Source organism: Micrococcales bacterium (assembly GCA_009784895.1).
Lineage (GTDB): Bacteria > Actinomycetota > Actinomycetes > Actinomycetales > WQXJ01 > WQXJ01.
On record WQXJ01000018.1, the window covers coordinates 1 to 26,922 of the forward strand.

The following is a 26,922-nucleotide window of genomic DNA, read 5'->3' on the forward strand; positions in this document are numbered from 1 at the left end:
GTCGCGGCGATGCCAGACAGCGGGATGTCTGGCTGCATGCCCTTGGCCGCCGGAACAGCGGCTTGTCTGTTCCGTTCGTCGAGGAGTTCGCCGAGCTTCTGACAGCGCTTGCAATTTGACTTCAGGTTCTTCGTGATTCTCGTCATTGACGTTGGGAAAATGCCCGAGGACTGCACAGCTTTCCGCCTGGCCTCATACTTGTCGGCCGCTTTGGCGGCATCCTGAGGCTTGACTGTGTCGGGGTTTCGGCCTCTGTATTTGTCACCGACAGAATCGGACAGCCCCGCGTTGTCAAGCGAATTGTAGGCACCACAGGCAACAACTTCTAATCGGTCGATCATGGTCGAGGTCAACTCGGCATCGACGCTAAGGCCGGATATGGTTGAGTCGTATGCGGCCTGATAGTCGCCCATGTTGAGCTGGGCCCAACCCTTGCGCCAATAGATCTCAGCTTTTTCGCCCTCGGAAGCCTTCGGCAAGGCGCGATCAAAACACTGCAGGGCGCGCTCGTAGTCCTTGAGAAGGGCGTAAACAGTCCCCCTCACCATTTGGACATCAACAGAGTCGGTAGTCGCTTCATCCAACACGAAGGCTTCGTCCGCGTCTTGCTTTGCCTGCTTCAGTTCGTCGTTTCTGAGGTTGAGCCAGGCGGACACCACAAATGGCATGGGGCTATTGGGTGATTGTTCCTTGGCCTTTCGTGCTGCCACCATTCCCGCCCCGTCGTCACCGGTGAAGTAATACGTCCAGGCTCGATTGGTCCAGTCAACCTTTTCAGTTTCGTCTTGCGCCACACCGCCGGCCCGACGCAACTCGACGTCGTAGCGTTCCCGGCTGTCCTCGTTGAGGAATGCCAGTTCGGCCTCGGGAAGCAAGTCGAGCTGCTGCTGCCATTTGGACTGCTGGCTGGACGGACGAGAGACCTTGGCACTGAGCTGTAGCCTGAGGTTCTTGAGGGCTTCATTTATTTGGGGGACGGTCGCGTCACGGTCGAGACCGAGCGCGTCGTAGTAGTTGATGATTTCCGCCATCGCGGAGGTCTCCTTTCGCGGTCAGGTTGGGGCTTGACCGTCGTCGCGATTTGCCGAGGGGGGCATCCCCGGAAATGAGCAGTGGGATATATCCCACTCCCAACGACAGATCAGCATACTGGACTTGAGCGGTGAAGTCGGACCAATCCCACCAGACCCTCGGCGTTGCCGCGGAAGGCGGGCCGCCGGGACTGCATCCACCACCCAAACTCGACTGGGAGGTTTGGCGCTCCCACGTGAAGGGCCTCAAGGCGGCAAAAGGTTTGTCCATCAATGAGTTGGCCGGGCGTTCGGGATTGGACCGGTCCACGATCATCGAACTGCTGGGAGGGAGACGAGGCGTGGCAGATGTCCGCATCGGTACTCTCTGGGCACTGGCCTGGGCATTGGATGTTGACGACTTCGCTGAATTCCTAGCGCCGCTATTTGAGAACGAGGGCCTGAAATCGACGTGCAAGCCAGGCAAGCGCCACTAGACAGTGGCGACTTGGCCTGTGGATAACTCTGACGGCCTGTCTGTGGTGGGTCATAGGCTGTAGCACAATGGGAATCGAGCCAGCGCCAGCCGAACAACCGGTCACAAACCAGGCCGGTGACCAGTCCGGCGGCTCCGCCGGCGCTGGCCTCGGCCAGCATACGACCAGCCAGGTCAGCCCCCACCCAGCCTGCGCAGACAGGCCCGCCCAAGTCGGTGATTTGCCCAGTGCCAGCTTGGCTGGTCCCATCCCAGTGGGCGAGGCCGACCTGGGTCAGGCCAGTGCCGAACACGCTGTTGGAATGCCCAGCGATGGGCGGGAAAGCTCGGAGGATTTGGCTCTGAGGCTACTGGCCCGGGCAGTTGGTCTTTTAGGTGGCCAACGCCGCCAGGGTCAGGACCAGATGGCCCGGGCCACTGCCCTGGCCTTGGAGTCCGGTCAGCATCTGCTTGTGCAGGCCGGTACCGGGGTGGGCAAGTCACTGGCCTACCTGGTTCCGGCGTTGGTCCACGCCGTCAAGACCAACCAGCCGGTGCTGGTGGCCACCGCCACCTTGGCCCTGCAGCGCCAGATCATGGAGAAGGATCTGCCGCTGGCGCTAGACGCCGTCAAGGATCAGCTCGAGCGGCCGCCCAAGGCGGCTCTGCTGATGGGTCGAGCCAACTACCTTTGCCGCTCAAAGGTCGCCGGCGACTACCCCAGTGACCAGGAATCGCTGTTTGACCTTGACCAAGACGGCCCAGCCAGCACCGCTTCACCACTGGCCAAGGAGTTGCGCTGGGTCAATCAGTGGGCCAAGCAGACCGTTACTGGCCAGCGTGATTCGATCGAAGGTGGCGTCACCCAGCGGGCCTGGCGCCGGGCGTCAGTCAGTGGGCTGGAATGCACCGGCAGCAAATGCCCATATCTTGATGAGTGTTTTGCCGAACTAGCTCGTGACGAAGCCGGTCAGGCAGACCTGGTGGTGACCAATCACGCCATGTTGGCCCTGCACCTGGAGGGGCAGCAGGTCCTACCGGAGTTTGGCGCCGTCGTCATCGATGAAGCCCACCAGCTAACCGCCTCGATCACCCGCGCCCAAACGTCAGATCTTGACCACCACACCGTGGCTCGTGCCACCAGGGCCTGTGATCACCTGGGGGTCAGCACCGCTGATCTGGAGAAGGCCGGTCAAGCCCTGGCCGCTGCGCTGGAGACGACCCCAGAGGGCTGGCTGCGCGGCGAGCTGCCTGAGCCACTCGACTTGGCCACCGCCGCCTTACAGGCCGCCGCCCGCAGCGCCATCACCGCTGCCAACAAAGCTGAGGCGACAGATGCCGCCCGCCAGCAGGCGCTGGCCGCGCTGGACCAGTTGCGCGAGGTCTGCCGGCGCTTGGCTCCGCGCGGGACTGGTGGGGCAGCCGGGTCCAGCGTTAGGAGCCAGGTTGTTTGGTGCTCTACGGGCAGGCGAGACCGCGAGCAGGACCCGTCACTGCATGTGGCGCCGTTGTCGGTGGCGGCAGCCATCCGGGACAAGCTGTTGGCCCAGGCCACCGCGATCATGACCTCGGCCACACTTACGGTTGGCGACTCGTTCCATAGTCCGGCCTTGGCAGCTGGGCTGCTGGACACCGAAGAGGGCGAGATTTGGCGAGGGCTTCAAGCCGCCTCGCCGTTCGACTACCAGGCTCAGGCCATTTTCTACGTCGCCAAGCACCTGCCGGCACCTAGTCGGGAAGGCAGGGCTGGCATGGGGCAATACCAGCTGATGGCCCAGCTGATCGATGCTGCCAACGGTGGGGCGTTGGGACTCTTTACCGCCCAGGCGGCGGCGGAGGCGGCAGCTGCGGCCGTGCGGCCTAAGGTCGACTACGAGGTGTTGTGCCAAGGCGAGACCTCACTGGCGGCACTGGTTGACCAGTTCTTGGCCGAGGAAGACACCTGCCTGTTTGGCACCATGTCGCTGTGGCAGGGGTTGGATGCGCCCGGCTCGACCTGCCGCCTGGTCATGATCGACCGCCTGCCGTTTCCAAGGCCGGATGACCCGCTAGTTCAGGCTCGTCAGCAGGCGGCGGCGCGGGCCGGGCGCAACGCTTTTATGGAGGTGGCGGCCTCCCAGGCGGCAACTCTGCTAGCCCAGGGTGTTGGTCGGTTGATCAGGAACAGCGCCGACCAGGGCCTGGTGGCGGTGCTGGACTCACGTCTGGCCACGGCCCGCTATGGACCGTTCCTGCGGGCTGGCCTGCCGCCAATGTGGCAAACCACCGAGCTCGACCAAGCGATTGCGTCGTTGGGACGGCTGGGCGAGCGGTGATAGGTTGGCTTGGGGTGGCGGCGGTGCCGCCCGGATAGGGGTATTTCTAATGGCTGTAGACAATCGAACCTCCGCCCAGGGCAAAGCCGCGGCGCCGGTCAGTGATCCAGGCAAGCTTCGCAATGTCGTGTTCGTTGGCTCATCGGGTTCTGGCAAGACCACCGTGGTTGAGGGCCTGCTGGTGGCCACCGGTGCGATTGGCCGCGCCGGGTCTGTGGCGGAGGGCACAACCGTTACCGACTACGAAGAGATTGAACACCGCGCCAATCGGTCAATTGGCTTGGCGCTGGCTCCCATCGAATTCGAAGGCGTCAAGATCAATCTGATTGACTCCCCAGGCTATGCCGACTATCTAGGTGATCTTAGGGCCGCCATTCGCGGCGCCGATGCCGCGGTTTTTGTCATCTCTGCGGTTGACGGAATTAGCGGGGCCACCCGGTTGTTGTGGGACGAGTTGGCTGGCGCTCGCATGCCCCGGGCCATTTTGGTGACCAAGCTGGACAACCCCCGGGCGGACTACGACGGCGTGGTCAAGGACTGCCGGGCGGCTTTTGGCGAATCCGTCCTGCCCATGATGCTGCCCCTCTACGCTTCTGAGGCAGAGGTTGGCGCACTGATGGACATCCTGACCGGCAAGGTGATTGATTTTGCTGGTGGCGGGCGCAAAGTGCGCGAGGCCGAAGGCGATGAGGTGGGCAAGCTCGAACGCAACCGCGACGCCTTCATTGAGGCTTTGGTGACCGAATCTGAAGACGAAGAGCTGATGGACGCCTACCTTGAAGGCGGCGAACTCGACGGCGCGGCCCTTCGCGGTGACCTGCAAAAGGCCATGGCCGGGGCGACCTTCTTCCCCATTGTGCCGATGGCTGCGGCCGGCGGGATTGGCACCGAGGAATTGCTTTACCTGATCCGGGACGGTTTCCCCTCACCAGTGGTGGCGGAAATGCCGGATGTAGTGGACGGGGATGGTAAGTCAGTCGAGCTGCACTGCGACCCGAAGGGCCCGCTGGCGGCCGTGGTTATCAAGACCACCCAAGACTCCTACGTGGGCCGCATTTCGATTGTGCGGATCTTTAGTGGCACGCTCCGGGCCGAATCAACTGTCCATGTCGAGGGCCACGGCCTGGCTGGCGATGACAACCCAAGCCACCCCGAAAACGAACGGGCCGGTACCGTCACCAGCCCAATGGGTGCCAAACAACGGCCGGTTCCCTACGCCGTGGCTGGCGACCTGGCGGCCGTGGCGCGACTGTCTTCGGCCGAGACCGGCGACACCCTGTCAGACCCGTCCAGCCCAATGGTGGCCAAACCTTGGGTACCCCCAGAGCCAATGCTGCCTGTCGCCATCAAAGCGGCCAAATCGGCTGACGAGGACAAACTTGGTACCGGCTTGAACCGTCTGGTCAGTGAGGATCCAACGCTCCGGATCGAACAGAACCAGGAAACTCGCCAAACCGTCATGTGGGCTATGGGTGATTCGCATGTTGAGGTCACCTTGCAGCGCTTGCGTGACAAGTTTGGCGTCGAAGTTGAGAAGCTGCCCTACCGGGTGCCGCTGCGCGAGACCTTCAAGCAGAAGGTCACGGCCGAAGGCCGCCACGTCAAGCAGTCCGGTGGCCACGGCCAATTCGCCAAATGCCAAATCGAGGTGGAGCCCTTGCCGCCGGGTAGTGGTTTCGAATTTGCCGACAAGGTTGTGGGCGGTTCGGTGCCGCGCCAATTCATCCCGTCTGTGGAGAAGGGCGTCAAGGCCCAGATGGCCAAGGGTGTGCTGGCAGGCTACCCGGTCGTTGACATCCGCGTGACGCTGTTTGACGGCAAGGCCCATTCGGTCGACTCCTCGGACGCTGCCTTCCAAACGGCCGGTTCGATTGGTCTGCGTGAGGCCGCCAACGACAAATCCAACCCGGTTGCCCTGCTCGAACCGGTAGTCGAAATGTCGATTCTGGTCGACGACGAGAACGTTGGCGCCATCATGTCTGATCTGTCATCCAGGCGTGGGCGGCTGACCGGCACCGAATCGGTACCTGGCGGTCGCACCATGGTCAAGGCCGAGGTACCTCAGTTTGAGGTCACCAGCTACGCCATCGACCTGCGCTCCATGTCACGTGGTACGGGTTCGTTTACCTCCGACTACCTGGGCCACGAACCGATGCCACCGCATCGGATCGAGGCCGTCATAGCCGAGGCCAAGGCGGAAAAGGAAAAGAACTAGCCTCAGCCAAGCCGCAAAGGCGGGGGTCGCCCAGTGGCGGCCCCCGCCTCTGGCCTGCCGCGAGCCCGGAACATTTTTGAAGTTGGCGGACACGGAATTGGGGTGCCGTCTGGTATCAAAGCCGTGTCACAATAGTGGTATCATGGGCGTATGGCAACGTTTACTGTCCGAACAGACGAGGCTGTGGATCAGACGCTCGGGTACCTGATGGAGTTGACTGGAGAGTCGAGGTCACAGGTAGTCCGAAATGCTGTACTAGAGGCCGGACGCATCGCCCGTCGAGAGGCTCAACGAGCCGAATGCCTGGCGGCCCGTGATGATCCGGTGGATCGGGCCGAGATCCAGGCCGCGATGGCCGATATGGGGGCCGGCGATGCGTGGTGACATCTTCCGGTTGCGAGGCTCAAAGGCGGCAAAAGGACACGAACAAAAGGGACGCCGCCTGGCGGTGGTTGTTCAGGCAGACCATTTCCCGCTGTCTACGGTCCTGGCCGCGCCAACATCGACCAGCTGCCTGCCCTTATCATTTCGCCCTGTCATCGACGTCAATGGCACGCCAACCAGGGTAATGGTCGACCAGCTTGCGGTCGTAGACCCCGAAGTCCGGTTTGCTGATAAGGCCGGCCGGGTAACTCTGGCTGAGATGCAAGCCATCGAGACGGCCATGAGAGACATCCTTGATCTGGGCTAATGGAAGAAACGGTGGCAGGCGCCTGGCAGCGGGGGACCGATTCCGCTGCGCCGTTTTGACAAGAAAAAGGGCTAGTTCGGAGGTGCTTTTCGACCGCAGCCGGGGCTGAGTACTGACGCTGGCGACCAATTCCTGCCGGCTGCTCCTCGCTGCGCTCGTCAACAACTTCGTTGGCCTCTATCCTCGCTATCGACGCGCAGCATCCGCCAACCCCTTAGGGTGGTGCCATGCGTGGCATTGTTCTCGATGGATTTGGTGGAATCGAAGTCATCCAGGTGGGCGAGGTGGCCAAACCGGTTCCGGCCCCCGGTGAACTACTGGTCCAGGTGGCGGCGGCCGGGGTCAACCGGGCTGACCTGCTACAACGCAAAGGCTTCTACCCGCCGCCCAAGGGCTGCAGCGACATTCTTGGACTGGAAGTGTCCGGGCAGGTGGCCCAAGTTGGCGCCGGCGTAGACAAATGGCAGGTGGGCGACGCTGTGGTAGCCCTGCTGGCCGGTGGTGGCTATGCCGAATACGTCGCTGTGCCGCAGGAGCAGTGCGCCCCGCCACCAGGCGGAATCAACTTGATCGACGCAGCTGGTCTGATCGAGGTCGCCGCCACGGTGGTGTCGAATTTCAACCACGTTGGTCTCAGAACCGGTGAATGGGTGTTGGTTCACGGAGGAGCTGGCGGCATTGGCTCATGTGCCATTCCCTACGCCAAGGCCATCGGGGCCAAGGTTATGACCACGGTCGGTTCGGCCGAAAAGGCCACCTACGCCAAGTCGATCGGGGCGGACGCCGCTTTTGACTACCACGACGACTGGCCGGCTGAAGTCGAGGCCACCACGGGCGGCAAGGGCGCCGGCGTCATTTTGGACATCATTGGCGCCAAGTATCTCGAGGCCAATGTCAAAGCCCTGGCCAGGGGTGGGCGCTTGGTAGTGATAGGCCTGCAAGGCGGCGTCAAAGGCACGCTTGACCTGAACCGGCTGCTGTCAAAAGGGGCCACGGTCACCGCCACTTCGCTGCGCTTTAGGCCAAAGGAAAACAAGGGTGAGATTGTCGCGGAGGTGGCCAACCGGCTTTGGCCCATGTTTGAGGACGGCACCGTTCCACTGCCACCGATCCGGCGCTTTACCCTCGATCAAGCCGCCGGGGCGCATGAGCACCTCGAATCAGGCTCGAATATCGGCAAGATAGTACTGACGCTGTAGTGCCCCTCTCCTGCGACTTCTAGGCTCGCTCGCGCGGCCTATGCGCCCCGCCTCACGAGGCCTGATGGCGCGACTATCAGCCCAGGTCCCGGTCTTGCGGCTGGGCCTGTTGACAAGACACGCCGCTCGGCAGTTGCGGCTTTGCAGACCAGTTTCCTTCAGCTAGACCTTTTGGTCGTGGCCAGGCCGCGCTAGACTTATCTAGCAGAGCTGGTGATAGGAAAGGCGACTAGGTTGGACAGTCAGGGGCCCTTGGGCTTTGACGGCGGGACCGGATCAAGTTCCGAACAACGTCTGATCGCCGCCGTGCGCGAACGCGGCCCGCTGTCCCGGCAAGACTTGGCGGCCGCCACTGGATTGTCGATGGCGACCATCAACCGGGCCGGCGCCGGGCTGCTCAAGCGCCGGCTGCTGGTGACAAAGGGTCGGAAAGACTCAACCGGCGGCCGGCCAGCCGAGCTGTTGGCCTACAACGGCGGCGCCCTGACGGTGGCGGGCATATCAGTCACCGAGACCAAAGCCAGTGGCGTCATCATGGGCCTTGACGGCCACGAGGTCAGCCGGTCGGAAGTCGAATTCCAACCAAGCACTGCCGGCGCCGAGCCGACCCCAGAAGACCGGCTCGACCAGACTCTGCGGCTGTTTGACGAAATGGTAAGCGCCGGGCATGGGGCCTTGGCCGTGGGCGTGGCCGTGCCCGGGGTGGTTGCCGGGCCAGACGGCACCATCGGCGCCATCCACGAAATGGGCTGGGATCGACTCAGACTGGGCTCAATTCTGGCCGGACGCAGCCCGGCCAAGGTGGTGCTAGAAAACGACGCCAACTGCCTGGCCGTGGGTGAAAAGGCCCGCGGCGCCGGTCGCCAAGTTGAAGACTTGGTGGCAATTGTGCTGCGTAGTGGCCTGGGAGCCGGTCTGATGCTGCAGGGGCGGCTGTACCGCGGCCATCGCCAAGAGGCAGGCGAGATTGGCTACCTACTAACCTCCACCGACTCGTTGTCTCGCCTGTTTCCCGGGCGCGGCGACTTCGAGTCACGGATCGGCTCCGAATCGGTTGGCCGCCAAGCTGCCGCCCTCGGTCTGGTTCAAGCCGGACGGGAGGTCTCGCTGCCAACAGTCTGGGCGCTTGGCGCCAGGGCCGGCGGCCGGGGCCAGCGTCTGGCCCAAGAACTGCTTGACTACATCGCACTTGGGGTGGCCGCGCTCTGCGTGGCGCTCGACCCGGAGATGGTCATCATGGGGGGCTGTGATGACCTCGAGTCGATGGAGGCGATCATTCCGGCTCTGAGGGAGCGACTATTGGGCCGCATTTTGAGGGTGCCCCGGATCGTTACTGCTGCGCTGGGCTCAGACGCCATCATGATTGGGGCCGCCCAATTGGCCATGGAAGAACTGGTAACGATCTAGTCCTGGCTTGCCACCTCCCAACTGGCAATGGAGCCATAGTCAACGATCTGATCGAAGATCGCCAACACCCAAATGGCCAAGGAGCAATTGGTAACGATCTGATCTCAGTTCACCACTGGCCTTTGCGACCGGCCTAGACGGTGCTACTTTGCTATCAGCGCGACAGTGAAGTAAAAGCGCAAAAGCGGGCAAGCGCTAGGAGAGCCAGCCATGCTCATAGGTATCGACGTTGGGGGCACCCACACCCGAATCGCCGTTGCCTACCCCTCGCAAGACAGCCCCGCCGGGCCCAGCCGCGCGGTCGCCATCGCCACAACCGATTGGCGCCGCGGGCAGCTCTTTTCTGACCAAGCCAACGCTGACAGGCTGATCAGCCACATTCCGGACTACAAAGATCAAGGCCAAGATGCGCCGCTGGTTGCCGGGGTCCACGGCTGCGACTCCGACGAACAATGTGGTCTTTTAGCCACCTGGTTGGCCGCCGCCCACAGCGGGCCGGTCATGGTGGTCAACGACTCCGAATTGTTTGGCCCGGCCATGGGCCTGCCGCAGGCCATCAACGTGGTGGCCGGCACCGGGTCGATTGTCCTGGGACGTGACGCGGGCGGGCATTTGGTCAAAGTAGGCGGTCACGGCTGGCTTTTGGGGGATCCCGGCAGCGCTCCTGGTCTGGTCCGTGAGGCCGTCAAGGCCGTCGCCCAGGCGGCCGATGCCGGCCAGTCGCCCGGCGCTTTGGGCCTGGCGCTGATGTCTCACTTTGGCTCGGCTGATCCAATCAGCCTGGTTTATGACTTCACCGCCGCGGCCGAGATCACCACTTGGGGCGGTCTGTGTCCGCTGGTCTTCGAGGCGGCTGAGTCCGGCGACCAGCTGGCCCTGGGAGTAATCACCCAGGCCGCCGAGGATCTAGCCCGGGACATTTGTCAACTCAAAACCAAGGGCGCTGTGGGCCAGGACGTGGTCCTGGGTGGGGGAGTGGTCAGATCCCAACCCCGCCTTGGGCAACAGATTGCTGACCGGCTGGGCGCCTTGGCCCCCAGCCTGCGCGTCACAACGCTGCGGCGCGAACCGATAGACGGCGCCTTGGCACTGGCCGGCCGCCTAACTTCACTCCAACCCAATGTTTCACCCAATTCCAACCGCGAACCAGCAACCCCGCAACCGCCTAAGGAGGCAAACGCATGACATCGCTGCGCCAAAGATCAAAAACCGGTTTGGCCATTTTGGCAACCGTGGCTCTGGCCGGAACGGCCGGCCTGGCCGCCTGTGGTTCTGATAACGGCGGGGGCTCGGGTAAGACCGAGATCAACGCCCTGTTCATGAAACAAGCCGGCTACTCCGAAGAGCAAATCGGTTCGATGATCGATCAGTTTGAGAAAGAAAACCCCGATATCACGGTCAAGCCGACCTTCGTGGCCTACGAAGCACTGCATGACAAGATCGTCACCTCGGCTCCAGCCGGCACCTTTGACGTGGTTCTGATCGACGTGATTTGGCCGGCCGAATTCGCTACCAACGGCACTGTGCTTGACGTAACCGACCGCTACCCGGCCAACTGGGAGAACGACATGCTGGGTGGCGCCTTCACCACGGCCAAGTTCGACGACAAGTTCTGGGGTGTGCCTTGGGGGCCCTCGACCAAATACTTCTATTACAACCAGGAAATGGTTGAGGCCGTCGGTGCCACTGAAGCTGACCTCGACACCTGGGACGGTGTGCTAGCCACGGCCAAGAAGATCAAAGACAAGGGTCTAGCTCAGTATCCGCTGGCCTGGTCCTGGGCTCAAGCCGAGGCTGCAGTTTGTGACTATGGCCAAATGCTGGGTGCCTTTGGTGGTCAGTTCACCGATGCCAGCGGCGAGTTGGCGGTGAACCAGGGTGCTGGTGTCGAGGCCTTGCAGTGGATGAAGCAGACACTCGACGATGGCTTGTCCAACCCGGGGTCGATGACCTTCCTGGAAGATGACGTCCAAAAGACCATGGCCCAAGGTGAAACCGCCTTCTCGCTCAACTGGGAATCCACCTTTGCCGATCTGCAGGATCCTGATCAGTCCACGGTGGCCGGCAAGATCGGGCTGTTGCCCACACCTAAGGGCCCAGGCGGTGACCGGCCCGGGATAAACGGCGCCATGGCCTTGTCGATCACGGCCAAGTCCAAGCATGTTGACGAGGCCTGGACCTTCATCGAGTTCGTCACCAGCCAGCAAATCCAGGACCAGTATCCAACCGGTTGGATGCCAAACTGGAAATCCAGCTACGACGACCCGGCCATCACTTCGCAGGCACCAGAGCTGTTCCAGGCCGCGCCGGAGGCCCTGGCCGCGCTGATACTGCGGCCTACTGTGCCCAACTACAACTCGGCATCGGCCGCTTTGCAGGTCGAACTGCAAAACGCCCTGACCGGGGCCAAGGACCCGCAAAAGGCGATGGATGACGCGGTGGCAGCGGCCAAGTAGTTTGATGTTATGACCAAGGCAGCCGGTAGCAGCAAGGCACTCGCTGGCCTAGGGCAGGTCAAGCGTAGCGCCGCTAGCCGGGCCCAAGGCCGGATGGCGACCTGGCTGTTGCTACCGGCTGCCGCGGTGGTCTTTGGTGTGGTGGTCTACCCGATCTTCCGCACCGGCCAAATGTCGGTCACCAACGTCACCTCGGCCATGCAAACCGAGGCCGATTTCGTTGGCCTGGCCAACTTCTCAAAGGCAATCAAGGATCCCAGCTTTTGGTCTGCCTTGGGCCGCACGCTCTATTTCACCGTCGTCTCCACCGGCATTGAGCTGGTTCTGGGCTTGGCGTTGGCCGGGCTCCTAAACGCCAAAATCAGGGGACGGTGGCTGCTTCGCACCATCGTGGTAATCCCTTGGGCCATCCCCACGGTCGTGGCCGGCGCCTTGTGGAAAGGCATCTTCAACGCCCAATACGGCTCGTTCAACGCCTTGCTCAGTCAGATCGGCCTGATCGACGACTACAAGGTCTGGCTCGGTTCGCCGTTTCTGGCGCTCAACATGGTCATGGCGGCCGACATCTGGAAAACCGTGCCAGTGGTGGCATTCATGCTCTTGGCCGGGTTGACTTCGATTCCAACTGAGGTTTACGAGGCTGGCCGGATCGACGGGGCAGGGTCATTTAGGACACTCTGGTCCATCACCCTGCCGTTGCTGGTGCCATCCATTTCGATTGTGATGGTCTACCGAATAATCGAAGCCTTCAAGGTGTTCGACATCATCTACGCCATGACCCGGGGTGGCCCGGCCGACGGCACCAAGACAATTGCCTATTTCACTTACACCACGGCCTTTTCCGACCAGCAGTATGGTGTCGGTTCGGCTTTGTCCTACCTGATTGTTGGGGCCATTGCCATCCTCTCGGCGTTGTACCTCAGGGCGCTGCGACGCAGCGAGATGAGCCTGTTATGAACCGGCGCACCAAGTCGATCCTGCTGCATCTGGCCGCTCTTTTCACGGCGCTGGCCATATTGGCGCCTTTCGCCTGGATGGTGCTGGCTTCGTTCCAAACCCAGGTCGACTTAGTGACTCGGCCCTTGCCGTGGTGGCCATCGAGGTTCTACCCGGATCGATATGTCAACATATTCACCCAAGCCAGTGGCGAGGATTTCCGGGCCGCCTTGCGCAACTCGATGGTGGTCGCTAGTGCCGTGGTGGCGATCTCGATGGTGGTGGGAACTCTGGGAGGCTACGCCTTTGCTAGGCTGCGCTTCCGCTTCCGCAGAACCGTCTTGATGACATTCCTATTCACCTACATGCTGCCGCAAATCGCCTTGTTGGTGCCGCTCTACATGATCCTGGCCAACCTCGGCCTGCTCGACACCCTGCCGGGCTTGATTCTGGTCGACTGCTCTTTGGTGGTGCCGTTTGTGTTGTGGATCTTGTCGAACTACTTCTTGACGGTACCGCTGGAAATCGAAGAGTCAGCCTGGATCGATGGTACGTCTCGGCTTGGGGCGCTGTGGCGGGTGGTGCTGCCTTCGGCCCGGCCCGGCCTGCTGGCCGCCGCCATGTTTGCCTTTCTGCTGGCTTGGGATGAGTTCATGTATGCGCTCATCTTCACCTCATCCAACGCCTCGAAAACCGTGCCGGTGGCCATCGCTGAGTTTTCCGGCCGCTATTCCACTGACTTTGGTCTAGTAGCGGCCGGCGGTGTCCTGGCCGCCTTGCCACCGGTCATCCTGGCCGCCATCTTCCAACGCTACGTCGCCTCTGGTCTGGTGGCCGGCGCGGTCAAAACTTGACGGGCCAAGCTGTGGCAACGTCATCGGACAGGTCAAAACCCAGGCTGGCCCAAGCCGCCTTCGGTAGCCGACGCGGTCAAAACTTGACGGGCCAAGCTGTGGCAACGTCATCGGACGGGTCAAAACCGACGCTGGCCCAAGCCGCAGCTGGCCAATTCGACCTGATGGACCAAACCGCCGCGCTGTTGGAACCACAGCCGGCGAGGGCCGGACTCAAGCCGTGGCGAGCCGGCCAAAGCCTTTGGGTGATCGCCATGGGCGCGGCCTCCGCTCTGGGCCAAGTGTTGGTCGAATTGCTGCGCAACCGCGGCCTGTTGGCCATCAACCTGGAAGCTCAAGCGGCCGGCCGCCATGCTGCCGCCGGCTTAGTGGCCGACCATTACCTGCTGATTTCCCAGTCTGGACAAAGCCGCGAGACCGTCGAAGCCGCCGGACGGTTGGGGTCTGGTCATCGCATTGTGGTGACCGGCCAGCCCCGTTCAGCCCTGGCTGCTTTTGGTGACGTGGTAGTGCCGCTGGCGCTGGTGGTTGACGCCCCGGTCTATATGGCGGGCAACACCTGCACCATGGTGGCGCTGGCGGCCCTGGCCCGGGCCTGTGGCCATGACCTGGGTGACCCTGGTGGCCTGGCCGGAATTGCTCGAGGTTGTTTTGACCAATTCACCGGACAAGCCAGCAATGCAGCCGGTCAGTTGGCACCTCTTTCCTCGATGGACGTAGTTGGCGCGGCCGAGTCGTTCGGGGCGGCCCAAGCCGCCGCCTTGCTTTGGCGCGAAGCCGGCGCCATGGTGACAGCGGCCTTCTCCACCCGCCAATACCTGCACGGGCCAATGGAGGCTCTCGGCCCCAACGCTGGGGTGGTGCTCTTTGGCCAGGAGCGTGAACGGGGCATTGCCCAACAGCTTCGGGCCGCAGGCGTCACGGCGCTGGTCTTTTCAGCCGCTGGCTCGGCGGTGCCGAGCGACCCGACCGACCCGACCGACCCGGGCCGCAGCCCTAAGCCGATTGCCGCGGGCGGCACGGCCGACCCGGGCCGCAGCCCTAAACCGATTGCCGCAGGCAACACTGCCGACCCGGACGCCAGCCTTTCGTTACCAACCGCCAGTCACGCCGCCAGCCTGGACTTCCACTTTGGCCCTGCGGCCTCCGGTTTGGAGACCGCCGTGGCCCAAATAGTCTTTTCGCAGCTGATCGCGATCGAATTGGCCACCTTGAGGCGGGTTAGCCCCGGCCAGTGGCGGTTCCCTCAGTCCGATACCAAACTGCTCTGAGCTGGCGGGTTCGGTCAAGCGCACGGCCCTGGACCGGCCGCCAATAGACCAGCCAACTCAGGCCCGTCTATGTGGCCCCTGAGCTGGCGGGTTCGGTCAAGCGCACGGCCCTGGACCGGCCGCCAATAGACCAGCCAACTCAGGCCCGTCTATGTGGCCCCATGTGGCATAGAATCTGGTGGGAAGGCGCGCAATTCGGTGCGCCGTCAGGCGGTCTGTGGCGTCTCCACGGCGCCCCAATTTAGAGAGGACAATGATGTCGCGCATTCAGAGTGAAGCCTTCAGGAAGAAGGTCGTCAGCGCCGAACAAGCAGCTGCCATGATCAAAGACGGTGACAACATCGGCTTTTCCGGTTTTACCGGTTCTGGCTACCCCAAGGTAGTGCCCGGCGCGTTGGCCGAGCAGATCAAAGCGGCCAAAGCAGCCGGCCAGGAATTCCGCGTTGGCGTCTACACCGGAGCGTCAACAGCCACGGAGCTGGACGGTGCCCTGGCTGAAGTTGGCGGCGTCAGCTATCGCACGCCCTATCAGTCTGATCCGGCGTTGCGCAACGCCATCAACAAAGGCACAACAGACTACGTTGACGAGCATCTGTCCCACCTAGCGCCCAAGGTCCGCCAGGGCTTCTTGGGCACGATGGACGTGGCGGTAGTTGAAGTCAGCGCCATCAATGCCGACGGCACGCTGACACCAGCTAGCTCGATTGGCAACAACTGCGCCTTTATGGGCAGTGCCAAGAAGATCATCCTCGAGGTCAACGAGTGGATGTCACACGACCTGGAGGGCATGCACGATGTCTACACCGGCACCCAGTTGCCGCCCAACAATGTGCCCATCCCCATTACCGCTTCCGGTGACCGGATTGGCCAAATCCACATGCCGGTTGACCCGGACAAGGTTGTCGCCGTGGTCGAAACCGAGGCGCCGGACCGCAACACACCGTTCAAGCCGCTGGATGATGACTCCAAGGCCATTGCTGACCATCTGATTGACTTCCTCAAGAACGAGGTCAAGCAGGGCCGGTTGCCGGCGAGTTTGCTGCCGCTACAGTCCGGCGTGGGCAACATTGCCAATGCCGTGCTGGCCGGGCTGCTGCACTCCGACTTTGAGAACATGACCAGCTACACCGAGGTGATTCAGGACGGCATGCTGGACTTGCTCGACTCGGGCAAGCTGACCGTGGCCAGTGCCACCGCCTTCTCGCTTTCGCCTGATGCCGCCGTTCGCATGAACGAAAAGGCCAAGTTCTACCGCGAGCGCATTGTGCTGCGCCCGCAAGAGATCTCCAATTCACCCGAGGTCATCCGGCGGCTGGGCGTCATTTCCTGCAACTCGCTAATCGAGGCCGATATCTACGGCAACGTCAATTCGACCCACATCATGGGTTCGCGCATGCAGAATGGCATTGGCGGCTCGGGCGACTTTACCCGCAACGCCTACATTTCGACCTTCGTCACCCCGTCGGTGGCCAAGGGCGGGGATATTTCCTGCATTGTGCCGATGGTCTCACACCACGACCACACCGAGCATGATGTCCAGGTTGTCATCACTGAGCAGGGCCTGGCCGATCTGCGCCGCCTGGCGCCGGTCAAGCGGGCCCGGGCCATTATCGCCAACTGCGCCCATCCGGATTACCGCGATGAGCTGCAGGACTACCTTGACCGAGCCATGTCCACGGCCAAAGCCGTGCACACCCCACACATCATGAGCGAGGCCTCCAGTTGGCATGTCCGCTTCCTTGAGACCGGTTCGATGAAGGCCTAGTTGTGGCCTGATTCCACCAGCGGCTTTGGGGCCGGTGTTGGGCTATTGCCCGATGCCGGCCCTAGCCGTTTGTTTGGACCCTCGCCTGGGCCAGTGGCTGGCAGTGAGAGTGAGCCTGGGTCAGTGCCTGGCCGTGAGAGTGAGCCTGGGCCAGTGGCGGCCGCGAGGCTGAGGTTTGGCACATTCAGCAGGCTCGACTGGCAATTGCTCAGTGCCGGAGCCTGCCGGGCCGGGGCGCTGGCCACTGAAAGCGCCGCCAACCGCGCGGCATCCAACCGCCCGGCCGCTGATGCGCCACCATGGTGGCAGTTATGAATGCGTCTTCCCAAACCATGCCCGCCGCCCGGGCCACTTACGGGGTTTTGCCTTGGGTCTCCGGCCTGTTGGCCGGGGTTCAGGCCGCCCTGCTGAGCTGGATTTGTGTGGCGGTGCCGGCCGTGGCCGTGTTCGTCTCGACCGCCGAGGCCCGCATCAACGACGGCGTTTCCTGGCTTGACGCCAGCCGGCTTGGTTCGTCGTTGTGGCTAGTTGGCCACGGCGGTTGGGCCCACATTTCTTCTGGCCCAAGGGCTGGGGTGGTGTCACTGGCGCCCCTGGGGATGGCCTTGATTTCCGTGCTTGCCTGCAAAGCCCTGTCAAAGGTCGCCACTTCCAATGGATGGTGGCTGGTTGGGTTTGGCACGCTTGGCTTTGTGCTGGTGACCGCCGTAGTTGGCTATGTCATGGCCAGCCAAGCCCGCGCTTCTGTCGGGGTCGCCCTGCCGACTGCTGCAGTCACCGCGCTGGTCGGTTTCATCTGGGGCAACGCACCCGCCGGCAACGGCAGGCTGCTTGGGCCCCTGCGGGCACCGATGGCCAGGCTGCCGGAAATCGCTACCGCCTTTCGCGCTGCCGGTCTGGCTTTCGCGGTGATGCTGGCTGGCGCCGCCGTTGTCACACTGGCCTGGTCCATTGGCGGCGGCAACTCGTTCAGGACCATTTTTGCCTCCCTCGAGCCGGGCGGCTTGGGTGGCCTTGTGCTGGCCCTGCTGGCCGCCGCGCTGGCCCCGAACCTGCTGACCTACGCCCTGGCCTATCTGGCTGGCCCCGGATTCATGGTCGGGGAAGGCACTGCCTTTACCGTCATCCAGACGTCGGGGGGCCCCATGCCGGCTATTCCGATTCTTGGCCTGCTACCACAAACCGACCCACCTTGGGCGGCCAGAGGGTTGGTGTTGGTCCCAGTTGCGGCCGGACTCTTGGCCGGATGGCTGATCAGCCGCCGTTTGGCAGACGGAGCCTGGTGGCGGCGGGGGTTGACCGCACTGGTCACGGCAGGCGTGACTGCCGGTTGGGCCTCGGCGCTGGTTGTTTTGACTAGCGGTTCGATTGGCCCGGGCCGAATGGCATCGGTTGGGGCGGCGGCCGGTCCGGTGGCGGCAGCAGTAGCGGCCGAGGTCGCGGCCGGGGCCCTTCTAGGCGCACTCTTGCTGCCCCAGGCCAAGCGGATTTGGCGCTTTGCCACCAAGCGCCTCGGCCTGCGCCAGTAGCCCCTTTGTTACGACACCGAGTCTGGTCGTTCGCTGAACCCACGTGGCGGACGATCCGGCGTTTACCATCGACTGACTCGGCGATCTGAACTGCTGTCGCACCAGGCGCGGTCCGCACCCTCCGCAGCCATGCCATTGTCACATCTTAGTGCCTTTTTCGGGCACTAAGACCAAGCATCACTCCAGGTCACAGCGTTACAAGTGTTTGAAATGGCCCAAGTCAACCTAAACATGACACAACTCGGGTGCGACAACGAGGCCTGGCATGACAAGCCGGCCCTCGCTCGCTGAAATGGCGCTCGGGCTAGCGGCCAGGTCGGAGTAGGTCGGTGATCCGGCTCTGGGTGTCGTTGTTTAGTTGCTCAGTACAGGCGTCGCGATCGCTTACCGTTTGAGCCTGGCTTTGGCACTGCTCGTAGGCCCAGCGTTCGGGCCAGGTCGCTATCACGCCGGCTCCGACCAGCGCGAACAGAATCGTCATGGCCAAGGACATGGAGAAAAACAGAATCGTGCCTTGCGCCAGTGGGGTCCGGGTGGCCTTGACCAGCCCACGAATGGCCAGGATGGCGGTGACGACGAGTAGTCCGATTCCCAGGACCGGCCAGGGTAGGGACATCGACATGGCCAAAGCCGCGCCGGCCAGGGCACCCATGCAGTAGAAGACCAAACGGTTTACCCGCATCAGCTGTTCGCGGTCCTGTTTGGGTAGGGCTTGGATTTCTTTGGCTAGGCGGGCTCGGCGGGCGGCGCGGCTTTCCCTGGCCGGTTTCTTTGGGCTGCCAGCCCGGGCATTGGGATCGTACTGAGGTGGCTGGCCGCCGGCACCAGGCTGCTGGCCGGCGTGACCCGGCGGGGGGTAGCCGTAGGGGTACGGCGGATGGGGTGGGTTTTGGCCAGTGCCATCGGGCGGGGGCCATTGATAGGGCACTTGGCCGGGCGGAGGCTGCCAACGGCCGGCTGGCTGGACGGCAGATGGCGGCTGGTCGCCCGGGTTTGTGTGGCTCGGTGGATTGGGCTCCTGGCCGGGCGGAGGTTGCCAATGGCCGGCTGGCTGGACGGCAGATGGCGGCTGGTCGCCCGGGTTTGTGTGGCTCGGTGGATTGGGCACCTGGCCGGGCGGGGCGGAAATGAACGCGTCATCGGCTGGCTCGGCCGGCACTGAATCCGAAGCGGGTCCTGTTGGCTCGGCCGGCACTGAATCCGAAGCGGGTCCTGTTGGCTCGGCCGGCTGCGGGGCAACCGGGGGCTCGGCGGGGTCAGCCGGCCCACCTGGGGGCGTTGGCACCGACCGATCCGACACCCCTCTATTGTGGCCGTTCGCCGGCTGGCTTGCGAATCCCTGGCCCGTGGGGTTGCGCCGGAAGCACCAACCCACAGGCGCCCAGTGGCGCGGGGACCAATTGCCGGTAATGTTGGGCGGCGTGAGCTTCACGGCAGTAGTGCTGGCCTCTGGCACAGGAACCTTGGCGCAAGCCCTGATAGACGCGCAGATTGACGGCCGGCTCGAAGCCCGGGTTGTGGCCGTGGGGGCCGACCGAATTGCCCCGGTCCTGGATATCGCCCGGGCGGCGGGCCTGGCCACCTTCACCGTTTTGCCCAAGGACTTTGAGGATCGTTCCACCTGGAATAGGGCCATGACCTCAGCCGTGGCGGCCTTCGAGCCGGACCTTGTGGTTAGCGCCGGTTTCATGCGGATATTGGGCCCGGAGTTCTTAGAGCGATTCGGCGACAGAACGATTAATACCCACCCGTCACTGTTGCCGATGTTCCCCGGCGCGCACGCAGTGGTGGACGCCATGGCGGCCGGAGCCAAGGTGACAGGTTGCACAGTCCACAAGATCGATGCGGGGGTCGATACGGGCCCGGTTTTGGCCCAGCGCATGGTGCCGGTGGAAAAGGCGGACACTGTCGAGACACTTCATGAACGCATCAAGATTCAAGAACGATCCATGCTGGTCGAAGTGGTCAACCGCCTGGCCAGCGGCCGCCTAGTCCTGCCTCAGTGAGACGGGCTAACATCTCCGGGAGACGTTCTTCGCCTCGCCCCGCATCTCGTTCGTACCCTTGGTAAGACCAAACGAAAGGCAAAACCTACCTATGTCGACTGACTCGCGCCGCCCAATCCGCCGGGCTCTGGTCTCGGTTTACGACAAGACCGGGCTTGAAGACCTGGCCAAGGCCTTACACGGCTGCGGAGTCGAGATCGTTTCGACCGGTTCGACCGCCGCGGTGATTGCCGGCGCCGGCCTGCCTGTGGTAGAGGTCAGCCAATTGACTGGCTTCCCCGAGTGCCTCGATGGTCGCGTCAAAACCCTGCACCCAAAGGTTCACGCCGGGATTCTGGCGGATTTGCGCCAAGCCGACCACGCCAGTCAGTTGGAGGAACTGGGAGTGCAGCCATTCGACTTGGTCGTGGTCAATCTCTACCCCTTCACCGCCACTGTCGCCGCTGGTGCGGCGACAGATGAGTGCGTAGAACAAATCGATATTGGCGGGCCATCAATGGTCCGGGCCGCCGCCAAGAATCATCCGTCGGTGGCTGTAGTGACCAGCCCAGAGCGCTATGACCAGGTCATTCGCGCCGCAAAAGAGGGTGGTTTCAACCTGTCCGAGCGTCAGGAGCTGGCCCGCGATGCCTTCATCCACACGGCTGACTACGACGTCGCCGTGGCCACATGGATGAGCCAGGAGTTGGCGCCCGATGACGGCCCTGCGGTTTGGCGCGGTGCCACCTATCGGCGTTTACGCCAGTTGCGATATGGCGAAAACCCGCATCAAGCGGCCGCCGTCTACGCCGAGGTGTCACCGGGCTTTGCCCTGTCGCAGGTTTCTGGCGGGCAAGGCCCGCCAGAAACCAAGCCGGGTCTCAAGCCAACTCGCGCGCCGGCGGACGGGCCGCTTGATGCTTCGTCCGGTACTGGGCTGGCCGGAGCGGTTCAGCTAGGCGGCAAGGCAATGAGCTACAACAACTACCAGGACGCCGAGGCCGCCTGGCGGGCTGCGCTTGATTTCGACGCCCCAGCCGTGGCAGTGGTCAAACACGCCAACCCCTGCGGCATTGCCGAAGGGGCCTGTATTGCCGAAGCCCACGCCAAGGCCCACGCCTGCGACTCAAAGAGTGCCTATGGCGGTGTTATCGCGGCCAACCGGCCGGTCAGCTTGGCCATGGCCGAGCAGGTGGCCCCGGTTTTCACCGAGGTGATCGTGGCACCGGACTTTGAAGCCGGCGCCCTGGAGAAGCTCCAAACCAAGAAGAACCTGCGGATCTTGAAACTGGCGCCGACCCAACCGCCTACTTGGGAAACCAGAGCCGTCAGTGGCGGTTTGCTGGTCCAGGCCCGGGACGTTTTCCAAGCCCCGGGCGACGATCCGGCCAACTGGCGTCTGGTCGCGGGCCAGGCTGCCAGCGATCAGACCTTGGCTGATTTGGTTTTCGCCTGGAAAGCCTGCCGGGCGGTGAAGTCCAACGCCATCTTGCTGGCAGCAGATGGCGCCTCGGTTGGGATTGGCATGGGCCAGGTCAACCGGGTCGATTCGGTCGAATTGGCCGTCAGGCGGGCTGGTGCGGAAAGGGCCAGAGGCGCTGTGGCGGCATCGGACGCTTTCTTCCCCTTTGCCGACGGCCTAGAACTGCTGGTCGAGGCCGGGGTCACAGCGGTGGTCGAGCCGGGCGGCTCGATTCGCGACGCCGAGGTGATCGAGGCGGCCCAGGCCGCTGGGCTAAGCCTGTACTTCACCGGTTCGCGCCACTTTTTCCACTAGGAGCCTGGCCGGGCCTGGCGGGCCAAGTCCACCGCCAAAAAGCGGCTCTGATTCTGCTCGATGGCATCAAAGTGACAGAATCAAAAGTGGTCGAAGACTGATAGCGTGAGAGGTGAGATCAATCTTCGCTGCGAAGGAGCAAGCACTATGACCAAAGCCCCTGTCAAAGTCGCCGTTACCGGTGCCGCTGGCCAGATCTGTTACAACATGTTGTTCCGAATTGGTTCGGGTCAGTTGTTGGGGCCGGATCAACCAGTTGAACTGCGCCTACTCGAAATCACCCCGGCTCTAAAGGCCCTCGAAGGCGTGGCCATGGAGTTGGACGATTGTGCATTCCCGCTATTGAGCAACATCGTTATGGGCGACGACCCGACCAAGGTGTTTGACGGTGCCAACATCGCCTTGTTGGTCGGTGCGCGTCCGCGCGGTCCTGGCATGGAGCGCGGCGACCTGCTGAGCGCCAACGGCGCCATTTTCACCGCCCAGGGCAAGGCCCTGAACGACGTGGCCGCCAGCGACATTCGCGTTTGCGTGACCGGCAACCCGGCCAACACCAACGCCTTGATCGCGATGTCCAACGCCCCGGACATCCCCGATGCCCGCTTTACCGCTCTGACCAGGTTGGATCACGACCGCGCCATCAACCAGCTGGCCGCCAAACTGGACGTTCCGGTCACCGCCATCAAGAAGATGACGATTTGGGGCAACCATTCCTCGACCCAGTACCCCGACCTGTTCCACTGCGAGGTCAACGGCAAGCAGGCCGCGGCCGAGATTGGCGACCAAGCCTGGTTGGCCGACACCTACATCCCGACTGTAGCCAAGCGTGGCGCCGCCATTATTGACGCGCGCGGCTTGAGCTCGGCCGCCTCGGCCGGCAACGCCACTATCTCTCACACCCGCGATTGGCTGCAGGGCAGCCCCGCTGGTGACTGGGTATCAATGGCGGTTCCTTCGGATGGCTCCTATGGCGTAGCCAAAGGCATCATCAGCTCCTTCCCCATCACCACCAAGGCCGGCGAATGGTCTGTCGTTCAAGGCCTCGAGATCGACGCCTTCTCGCAGTCCAAGATCGACGCCTCAGTGGCAGAGCTGGTCGAAGAGCGCGACGCAGTCAAGGAGCTGGGCCTGATCTAGACATCGCCCAGACAAGGCGAGGGCCGGCATCGGGCACTAGACACGCAAGGCCAGGTGCCAACCCCCCGGGAAGAGTCCCGGAAGGCGGGTTAGGCGATGACCGGAAGGTCCGCCGATGCCGTCCCTCACCTGGGCGGTCGCTCGAAACTGGAGTAATCTTGAGTTCGGACAAGCTGACCGTCACACCAACAAGAACGTGTAGAAAAAAACAAGGCGAAAGGCAACTTCATGGCGAAGATCAAGGTACTCGGCCCCGTCGTTGAGCTCGACGGAGACGAGATGACCCGCATCATGTGGCGTTTCATTAAGGACAGGTTGATCCTGCCTTATCTGGACATCGACTTGCGCTACTTCGATTTGTCAATGGAAAACCGCGACGCCACCGACGACCAAGTCACCATCGACTCAGCCAACGCCATCAAGGAATTCGGCGTCGGCATCAAATGCGCCACCATCACAGCTGATGAGGCGCGGGTGCAGGAGTTCGGCCTGAAGAAGATGTGGAAGTCGCCCAACGGCACCATCCGCAACATCTTGGGCGGCGTGGTCTTCCGTGAGCCCATCATCGTGTCGAATGTGCCCCGTTTGGTGCCAAGCTGGAACAAGCCGATCGTGATTGGCCGCCACGCCTTTGGCGACCAATACAAGGCCACCGACTACCGGACGGACAAGCCCGGCCAGGTGATGTTGAGCTTCATACCAGACGACGGCTCCGCGCCGGCCGAGTTCGAGGTGGTTCGCCTGCCCGAGGGCGGCGGCGTGATTCAGGGCCAGTACAACTTCATCGAGTCGATCAAGGACTTTGCCCGGGCCAGTTTTAGCTACGGTCTCAAGCGCAACTATCCGGTCTTCTTGTCGACCAAGAACACCATTCTGAAGAAGTATGACGGCGCGTTCAAAGACATTTTTGCCGCCATCTACCAAGACGAGTTCAAGGCCAGGTTCGAAGAAGCTGGTTTGACCTATGAGCACCGGCTGATCGACGACATGGTGGCTTGCTGTCTGCGCTGGGAAGGCGGCTACCTGTGGGCCTGCAAGAACTACGACGGCGATGTCCAATCAGACACCGTGGCCCAGGGCTACGGCTCGCTTGGCCTGATGACCTCGGTTCTGATGACCCCGGACGGCAAGACGGTTGAGGCCGAGGCTGCTCACGGCACTGTTACCCGTCACTACAGGATGCATCAGCGCGGCCAGAAGACCTCGACCAACCCGATCGCGTCAATCTTCGCCTGGACGCGCGGGATAATGCACCGGGGCGAGTTGGACGGTACCCCCGAGGTTGTTGGCTTCTGCAACAATCTCGAGCAAGTCATCATCAACACCGTCGAAGGCGGCCAGATGACCAAGGATCTTTCCCGCTTGATCAGCCCGGATACACCTTGGTTGACCACCGAAGAGTTCCTTGAGGTGCTCGACGAGGGCGTCAAGGCTCACTTGGCCTGATAAGTCCATATCTGAAGGGTCGGCACCGGGCTGACAGCGACTCGCCCGGGCCGGCCCTCAGCTTTGCCTAAGGCCGGCACCAGCTCTAGCTAAAGACGACTGTCCGGGAGCCGTTCAAGACCACCCGGTGTTCGGCGTGCCAACCCACGGCTTTGGCCAGGGCGCGGCGTTCGACATCTTGGCCAAGGGCCATAAGGTCGGCGATTGAGGCGGAGTGGCTGACGCGTTCAACGTCCTGCTCAATGATTGGGCCCTCGTCGAGGTCAGCTGTGACGTAGTGGGCGGTGGCACCAATTAGCTTGACGCCGCGGGCGTGGGCCTGGGCGTAGGGCCGGGCACCTTTGAAGCTAGGCAGGAAAGAGTGGTGGATATTGATGGCCCGCCCGGCCAGCTTTTGGCACAGCTGGGGCGAGAGAATCTGCATGTAGCGGGCCAGTACCACCAGTTCGACGTCGGATTGCCGGACCAAATCCAATAGGGCGGCCTCGGCCTGGGGTTTGGTCTCTTTGCTGACGGCAATGTGGTGGTAGTCGATGCCGTAGAAGCGGGCCACCGGTTCGAGATCCTGATGGTTTGAGACCACGGCTCTGATATCGATTGGCAAGTGCTGCCTGGTTGAGCGATAGAGCAGATCGTGCAGGCAGTGTGCCTCTTTCGAAACCATCACGATGGTGCGCATGGGCCGGCCCACTAGGTCAAGTTGCCAGGTCATGTCGAACCGGCGGGCCACAGGGGCCAGGGACTCGGCCATGATTTCCTTGGCGGCCGGGCCACGAACCTCCACCCGCATGAAAAACAAATCGGATATGGGATCGCCGTACTGCTGCGATTCGGTGATGTTGCCCCCCAGCGCGACCAGCGCGCCAGTAACGGCGTGGACAATGCCGGGTTGGTCTGGGCAGGACAAGGTCAGCACCCAGTGGGCGGAAAGCTGATCGGTCTCAGGCACGGGGCCTAATCTACCGGAGCCACTAGTCACTCCCGATCTGCCTTGGGTGTGCTTTTGGCCCAGTGTCTCGCAAACCCGCTTAGGCAGGCGTAAGTGCGTGATTTCTCGCCGTCCGCCTTGTCAGGACGCTTTCGTGATAGACATGAGGCACAGTTTGCTGGATCGACGAAGGGGTGCCAATGGTTGGGTTTTACCAGCGCAGGCCCGAATACCTGATGACCTTGCAGGACGGCACGGTCAAGCAGCTCAACCCGTTTTCCGGCACTGAAGTCTGGACGGTGGCCGGCCGGGCAGACCGACCAGTGGCCGTGCCGCGGGTTGATGCCAACCCGATCGAAACGGACCAGGACGGCCGCCACTGTGCCTTTTGCGAGGACCGCTATCTGGACACTCCACCGGAGAAGGCTCGCCTGGTTCACGATGCCGGTTGGCAAACCCGGCATTTCACGCCGGCCGGCCAGCTTGGGTCCACGGTGGCCCAGTTCAGGCGGGTGCCAAACCTATTCGAGATCCTCTCCTATGACTACTGGCGGGCCAACTACGGCTACGAGATGCCCGAGTCGGTCCGGGCCCAGGCCCAGGCCTACCTAGCGACGCCAACCGGCCACGAGCACATCCTGGGACTAATCCGGGCCAAATTCAGGGCACAGGGCCAACCGGAGGCGGCCGTTGACTCCCTCGCCCCGACCGAGATCCAGGCCTTTTGCGACGGCTTTTTTGGCGGCTGTCACGATGTCATCATTGCCCGGCGTCATTTCGTTGACGGGGCTAAGGACACCACTCAGCTGGCCTCTTCCGGCACGCTCAGCCCGGACGAACACGCCCAGTTCATTGCCTTCACTGTCGAATCGACCAGGTCGTTGATCGAGGCTAACCGCTACATTCGCTACGTTGTAGTCTTCCAAAACTGGCTCAAAGAAGCCGGCGCCTCGTTTGACCACTTGCACAAGCAGTTGGTTGGCATCGATGAACGAGGCGGCCAGCACGAGGTGGCACATCAGCGTTTGCGGCAGAACCCCAACACTTTCAACGACGACGCCGCCAATTACGCCGCCTACAACAACCTGATCCTGGCCGAGAACGACCACGCCCTGGCCTTCGCTGGTTTTGGCCACCGCTATCCAACGATCGAAATCTTCTCCAAATCTGGCACCTGCGACCCCTGGGAACAGCAGCCCGAGGAACTTAGGGGCATGTCAGACGTGATCCACGCTATGCACGCAGCCACCGGGACGGCGGTGCCATGCAACGAGGAATGGCATTACCGCCCGGTCGACTTTGGCCTGGCCATGCCCTGGCGGGTGGTGTTGAAGTGGCGGGTTTCGACCCTGGCCGGCTTCGAGGGTGCCACCAAGATCTACCTCAACACGATCAGTCCATATGTGCTGCGCGACCGCGTAGTACCGGCGCTGTATGACCTGAGACATCAAGGCCAGATCGGCGACCTGCGCATAGCCACCGAGTGCGCCTGCCGGCCTAATCCACTGCGCTACCAGGACTAGGCC

The 26,922-nt window shown here is 62.6% G+C and carries 22 protein-coding genes; 19 read left to right on the forward strand and 3 right to left on the reverse strand.

Annotated features, from left to right (window positions below; translation table 11 throughout):
- Nucleotides 1-1,031: tetratricopeptide repeat protein (locus FWD29_04730; GenBank protein ID MCL2803239.1), on the reverse strand; the 1,031-nt coding region annotated here is incomplete at its 3' end.
- A 131-nt stretch (nt 1,032-1,162) separates the two neighbouring features.
- On the opposite strand from FWD29_04730, the gene FWD29_04735 reads away from it, so the two are divergent.
- From FWD29_04735 to FWD29_04800, 14 genes are all read left to right on the forward strand, one after another.
- Entirely contained in the window at nt 1,163-1,507 is a 345-nt protein-coding gene (locus tag FWD29_04735; protein ID MCL2803240.1) for a helix-turn-helix domain-containing protein, read from the forward strand.
- A gap of 67 nt (nt 1,508-1,574) precedes the next feature.
- Nucleotides 1,575-3,800, forward strand: coding sequence for an ATP-dependent DNA helicase (locus FWD29_04740; GenBank protein MCL2803241.1), 2,226 nt, complete (start codon nt 1,575-1,577; stop codon nt 3,798-3,800).
- A gap of 49 nt (nt 3,801-3,849) precedes the next feature.
- Entirely contained in the window at nt 3,850-6,015 is a 2,166-nt protein-coding gene (locus FWD29_04745) for an elongation factor G-like protein EF-G2 (GenBank protein ID MCL2803242.1), read from the forward strand.
- A gap of 150 nt (nt 6,016-6,165) precedes the next feature.
- The gene (locus FWD29_04750; GenBank protein MCL2803243.1) at nt 6,166-6,399 is read left to right on the forward strand and encodes a hypothetical protein; all 234 of its coding nucleotides are present in this window, start codon (nt 6,166-6,168) and stop codon (nt 6,397-6,399) included.
- Nucleotides 6,389-6,706 carry a type II toxin-antitoxin system PemK/MazF family toxin gene (locus FWD29_04755; protein ID MCL2803244.1) on the forward strand — a complete coding sequence of 106 codons (318 nt, stop codon included), beginning with the start codon at nt 6,389-6,391 and terminating at the stop codon, nt 6,704-6,706. The genes FWD29_04750 and FWD29_04755 overlap by 11 nt, the downstream gene beginning before the upstream one ends.
- Nucleotides 6,707-6,933: 227 nt before the next feature.
- Nucleotides 6,934-7,905, forward strand: coding sequence for an NAD(P)H-quinone oxidoreductase (locus FWD29_04760; GenBank protein MCL2803245.1), 972 nt, complete (start codon nt 6,934-6,936; stop codon nt 7,903-7,905).
- Between the two features lie 234 nt (nt 7,906-8,139).
- A complete protein-coding gene (locus FWD29_04765; protein ID MCL2803246.1) occupies nt 8,140-9,312 on the forward strand; it encodes an ROK family protein in 1,173 nt (390 codons plus the stop codon).
- 210 nt (nt 9,313-9,522) lie between these two features.
- A complete protein-coding gene (locus FWD29_04770; GenBank protein ID MCL2803247.1) occupies nt 9,523-10,497 on the forward strand; it encodes a hypothetical protein in 975 nt (324 codons plus the stop codon).
- Entirely contained in the window at nt 10,494-11,768 is a 1,275-nt protein-coding gene (locus tag FWD29_04775) for an extracellular solute-binding protein (GenBank protein MCL2803248.1), read from the forward strand. The genes FWD29_04770 and FWD29_04775 overlap by 4 nt, the downstream gene beginning before the upstream one ends.
- Nucleotides 11,769-11,777: 9 nt before the next feature.
- Entirely contained in the window at nt 11,778-12,725 is a 948-nt protein-coding gene (locus tag FWD29_04780) for a sugar ABC transporter permease (protein MCL2803249.1), read from the forward strand.
- Nucleotides 12,722-13,558 carry a carbohydrate ABC transporter permease gene (locus FWD29_04785; GenBank protein MCL2803250.1) on the forward strand — a complete coding sequence of 279 codons (837 nt, stop codon included), beginning with the start codon at nt 12,722-12,724 and terminating at the stop codon, nt 13,556-13,558. The genes FWD29_04780 and FWD29_04785 overlap by 4 nt, the downstream gene beginning before the upstream one ends.
- Before the next feature lie 98 nt (nt 13,559-13,656).
- On the forward strand, nt 13,657-14,829 hold the full coding sequence (locus tag FWD29_04790) for a hypothetical protein (GenBank protein ID MCL2803251.1): 1,173 nt from the start codon (nt 13,657-13,659) through the stop codon (nt 14,827-14,829).
- A gap of 253 nt (nt 14,830-15,082) precedes the next feature.
- Nucleotides 15,083-16,594 carry an acetyl-CoA hydrolase/transferase family protein gene (locus tag FWD29_04795; protein ID MCL2803252.1) on the forward strand — a complete coding sequence of 504 codons (1,512 nt, stop codon included), beginning with the start codon at nt 15,083-15,085 and terminating at the stop codon, nt 16,592-16,594.
- Between the two features lie 311 nt (nt 16,595-16,905).
- Nucleotides 16,906-18,123: a DUF6350 family protein gene (locus FWD29_04800; GenBank protein ID MCL2803253.1), complete on the forward strand. Its 1,218-nt coding sequence runs from the start codon at nt 16,906-16,908 to the stop codon at nt 18,121-18,123.
- Nucleotides 18,124-18,427: 304 nt separating this feature from the next.
- Here FWD29_04800 and FWD29_04805 read toward each other — a convergent pair whose 3' ends face one another.
- On the reverse strand, nt 18,428-19,051 hold the full coding sequence (locus FWD29_04805) for a hypothetical protein (protein MCL2803254.1): 624 nt from the start codon (nt 19,049-19,051) through the stop codon (nt 18,428-18,430).
- Nucleotides 19,052-19,532: 481 nt separating this feature from the next.
- On the opposite strand from FWD29_04805, the gene purN reads away from it, so the two are divergent.
- The 4 genes from purN to FWD29_04825 all read left to right on the forward strand — a co-directional run bounded on the left by purN (nt 19,533) and on the right by FWD29_04825 (nt 24,468).
- Nucleotides 19,533-20,129, forward strand: a complete 597-nt coding sequence (purN, locus tag FWD29_04810) for a phosphoribosylglycinamide formyltransferase (GenBank protein MCL2803255.1) — start codon at nt 19,533-19,535, stop codon at nt 20,127-20,129.
- 91 nt (nt 20,130-20,220) lie between these two features.
- Nucleotides 20,221-21,885: a bifunctional phosphoribosylaminoimidazolecarboxamide formyltransferase/inosine monophosphate cyclohydrolase gene (locus FWD29_04815; protein ID MCL2803256.1), complete on the forward strand. Its 1,665-nt coding sequence runs from the start codon at nt 20,221-20,223 to the stop codon at nt 21,883-21,885.
- A 147-nt stretch (nt 21,886-22,032) separates the two neighbouring features.
- Nucleotides 22,033-23,022 (forward strand): malate dehydrogenase, encoded by a 990-nt coding sequence (locus FWD29_04820; GenBank protein MCL2803257.1) that lies wholly within the window; start codon nt 22,033-22,035, stop codon nt 23,020-23,022.
- A gap of 228 nt (nt 23,023-23,250) precedes the next feature.
- Entirely contained in the window at nt 23,251-24,468 is a 1,218-nt protein-coding gene (locus tag FWD29_04825; GenBank protein MCL2803258.1) for an NADP-dependent isocitrate dehydrogenase, read from the forward strand.
- Between the two features lie 85 nt (nt 24,469-24,553).
- On the opposite strand, the gene purU is transcribed toward FWD29_04825, so the two are convergent.
- Nucleotides 24,554-25,417 (reverse strand): formyltetrahydrofolate deformylase, encoded by an 864-nt coding sequence (gene purU, locus FWD29_04830; protein MCL2803259.1) that lies wholly within the window; start codon nt 25,415-25,417, stop codon nt 24,554-24,556.
- Nucleotides 25,418-25,596: 179 nt separating this feature from the next.
- Between purU and FWD29_04835 the strand changes: the two genes are divergently transcribed.
- Nucleotides 25,597-26,919, forward strand: coding sequence for a DUF4921 family protein (locus FWD29_04835; GenBank protein MCL2803260.1), 1,323 nt, complete (start codon nt 25,597-25,599; stop codon nt 26,917-26,919).
- Nucleotides 26,920-26,922: the final 3 nt, after the last annotated feature.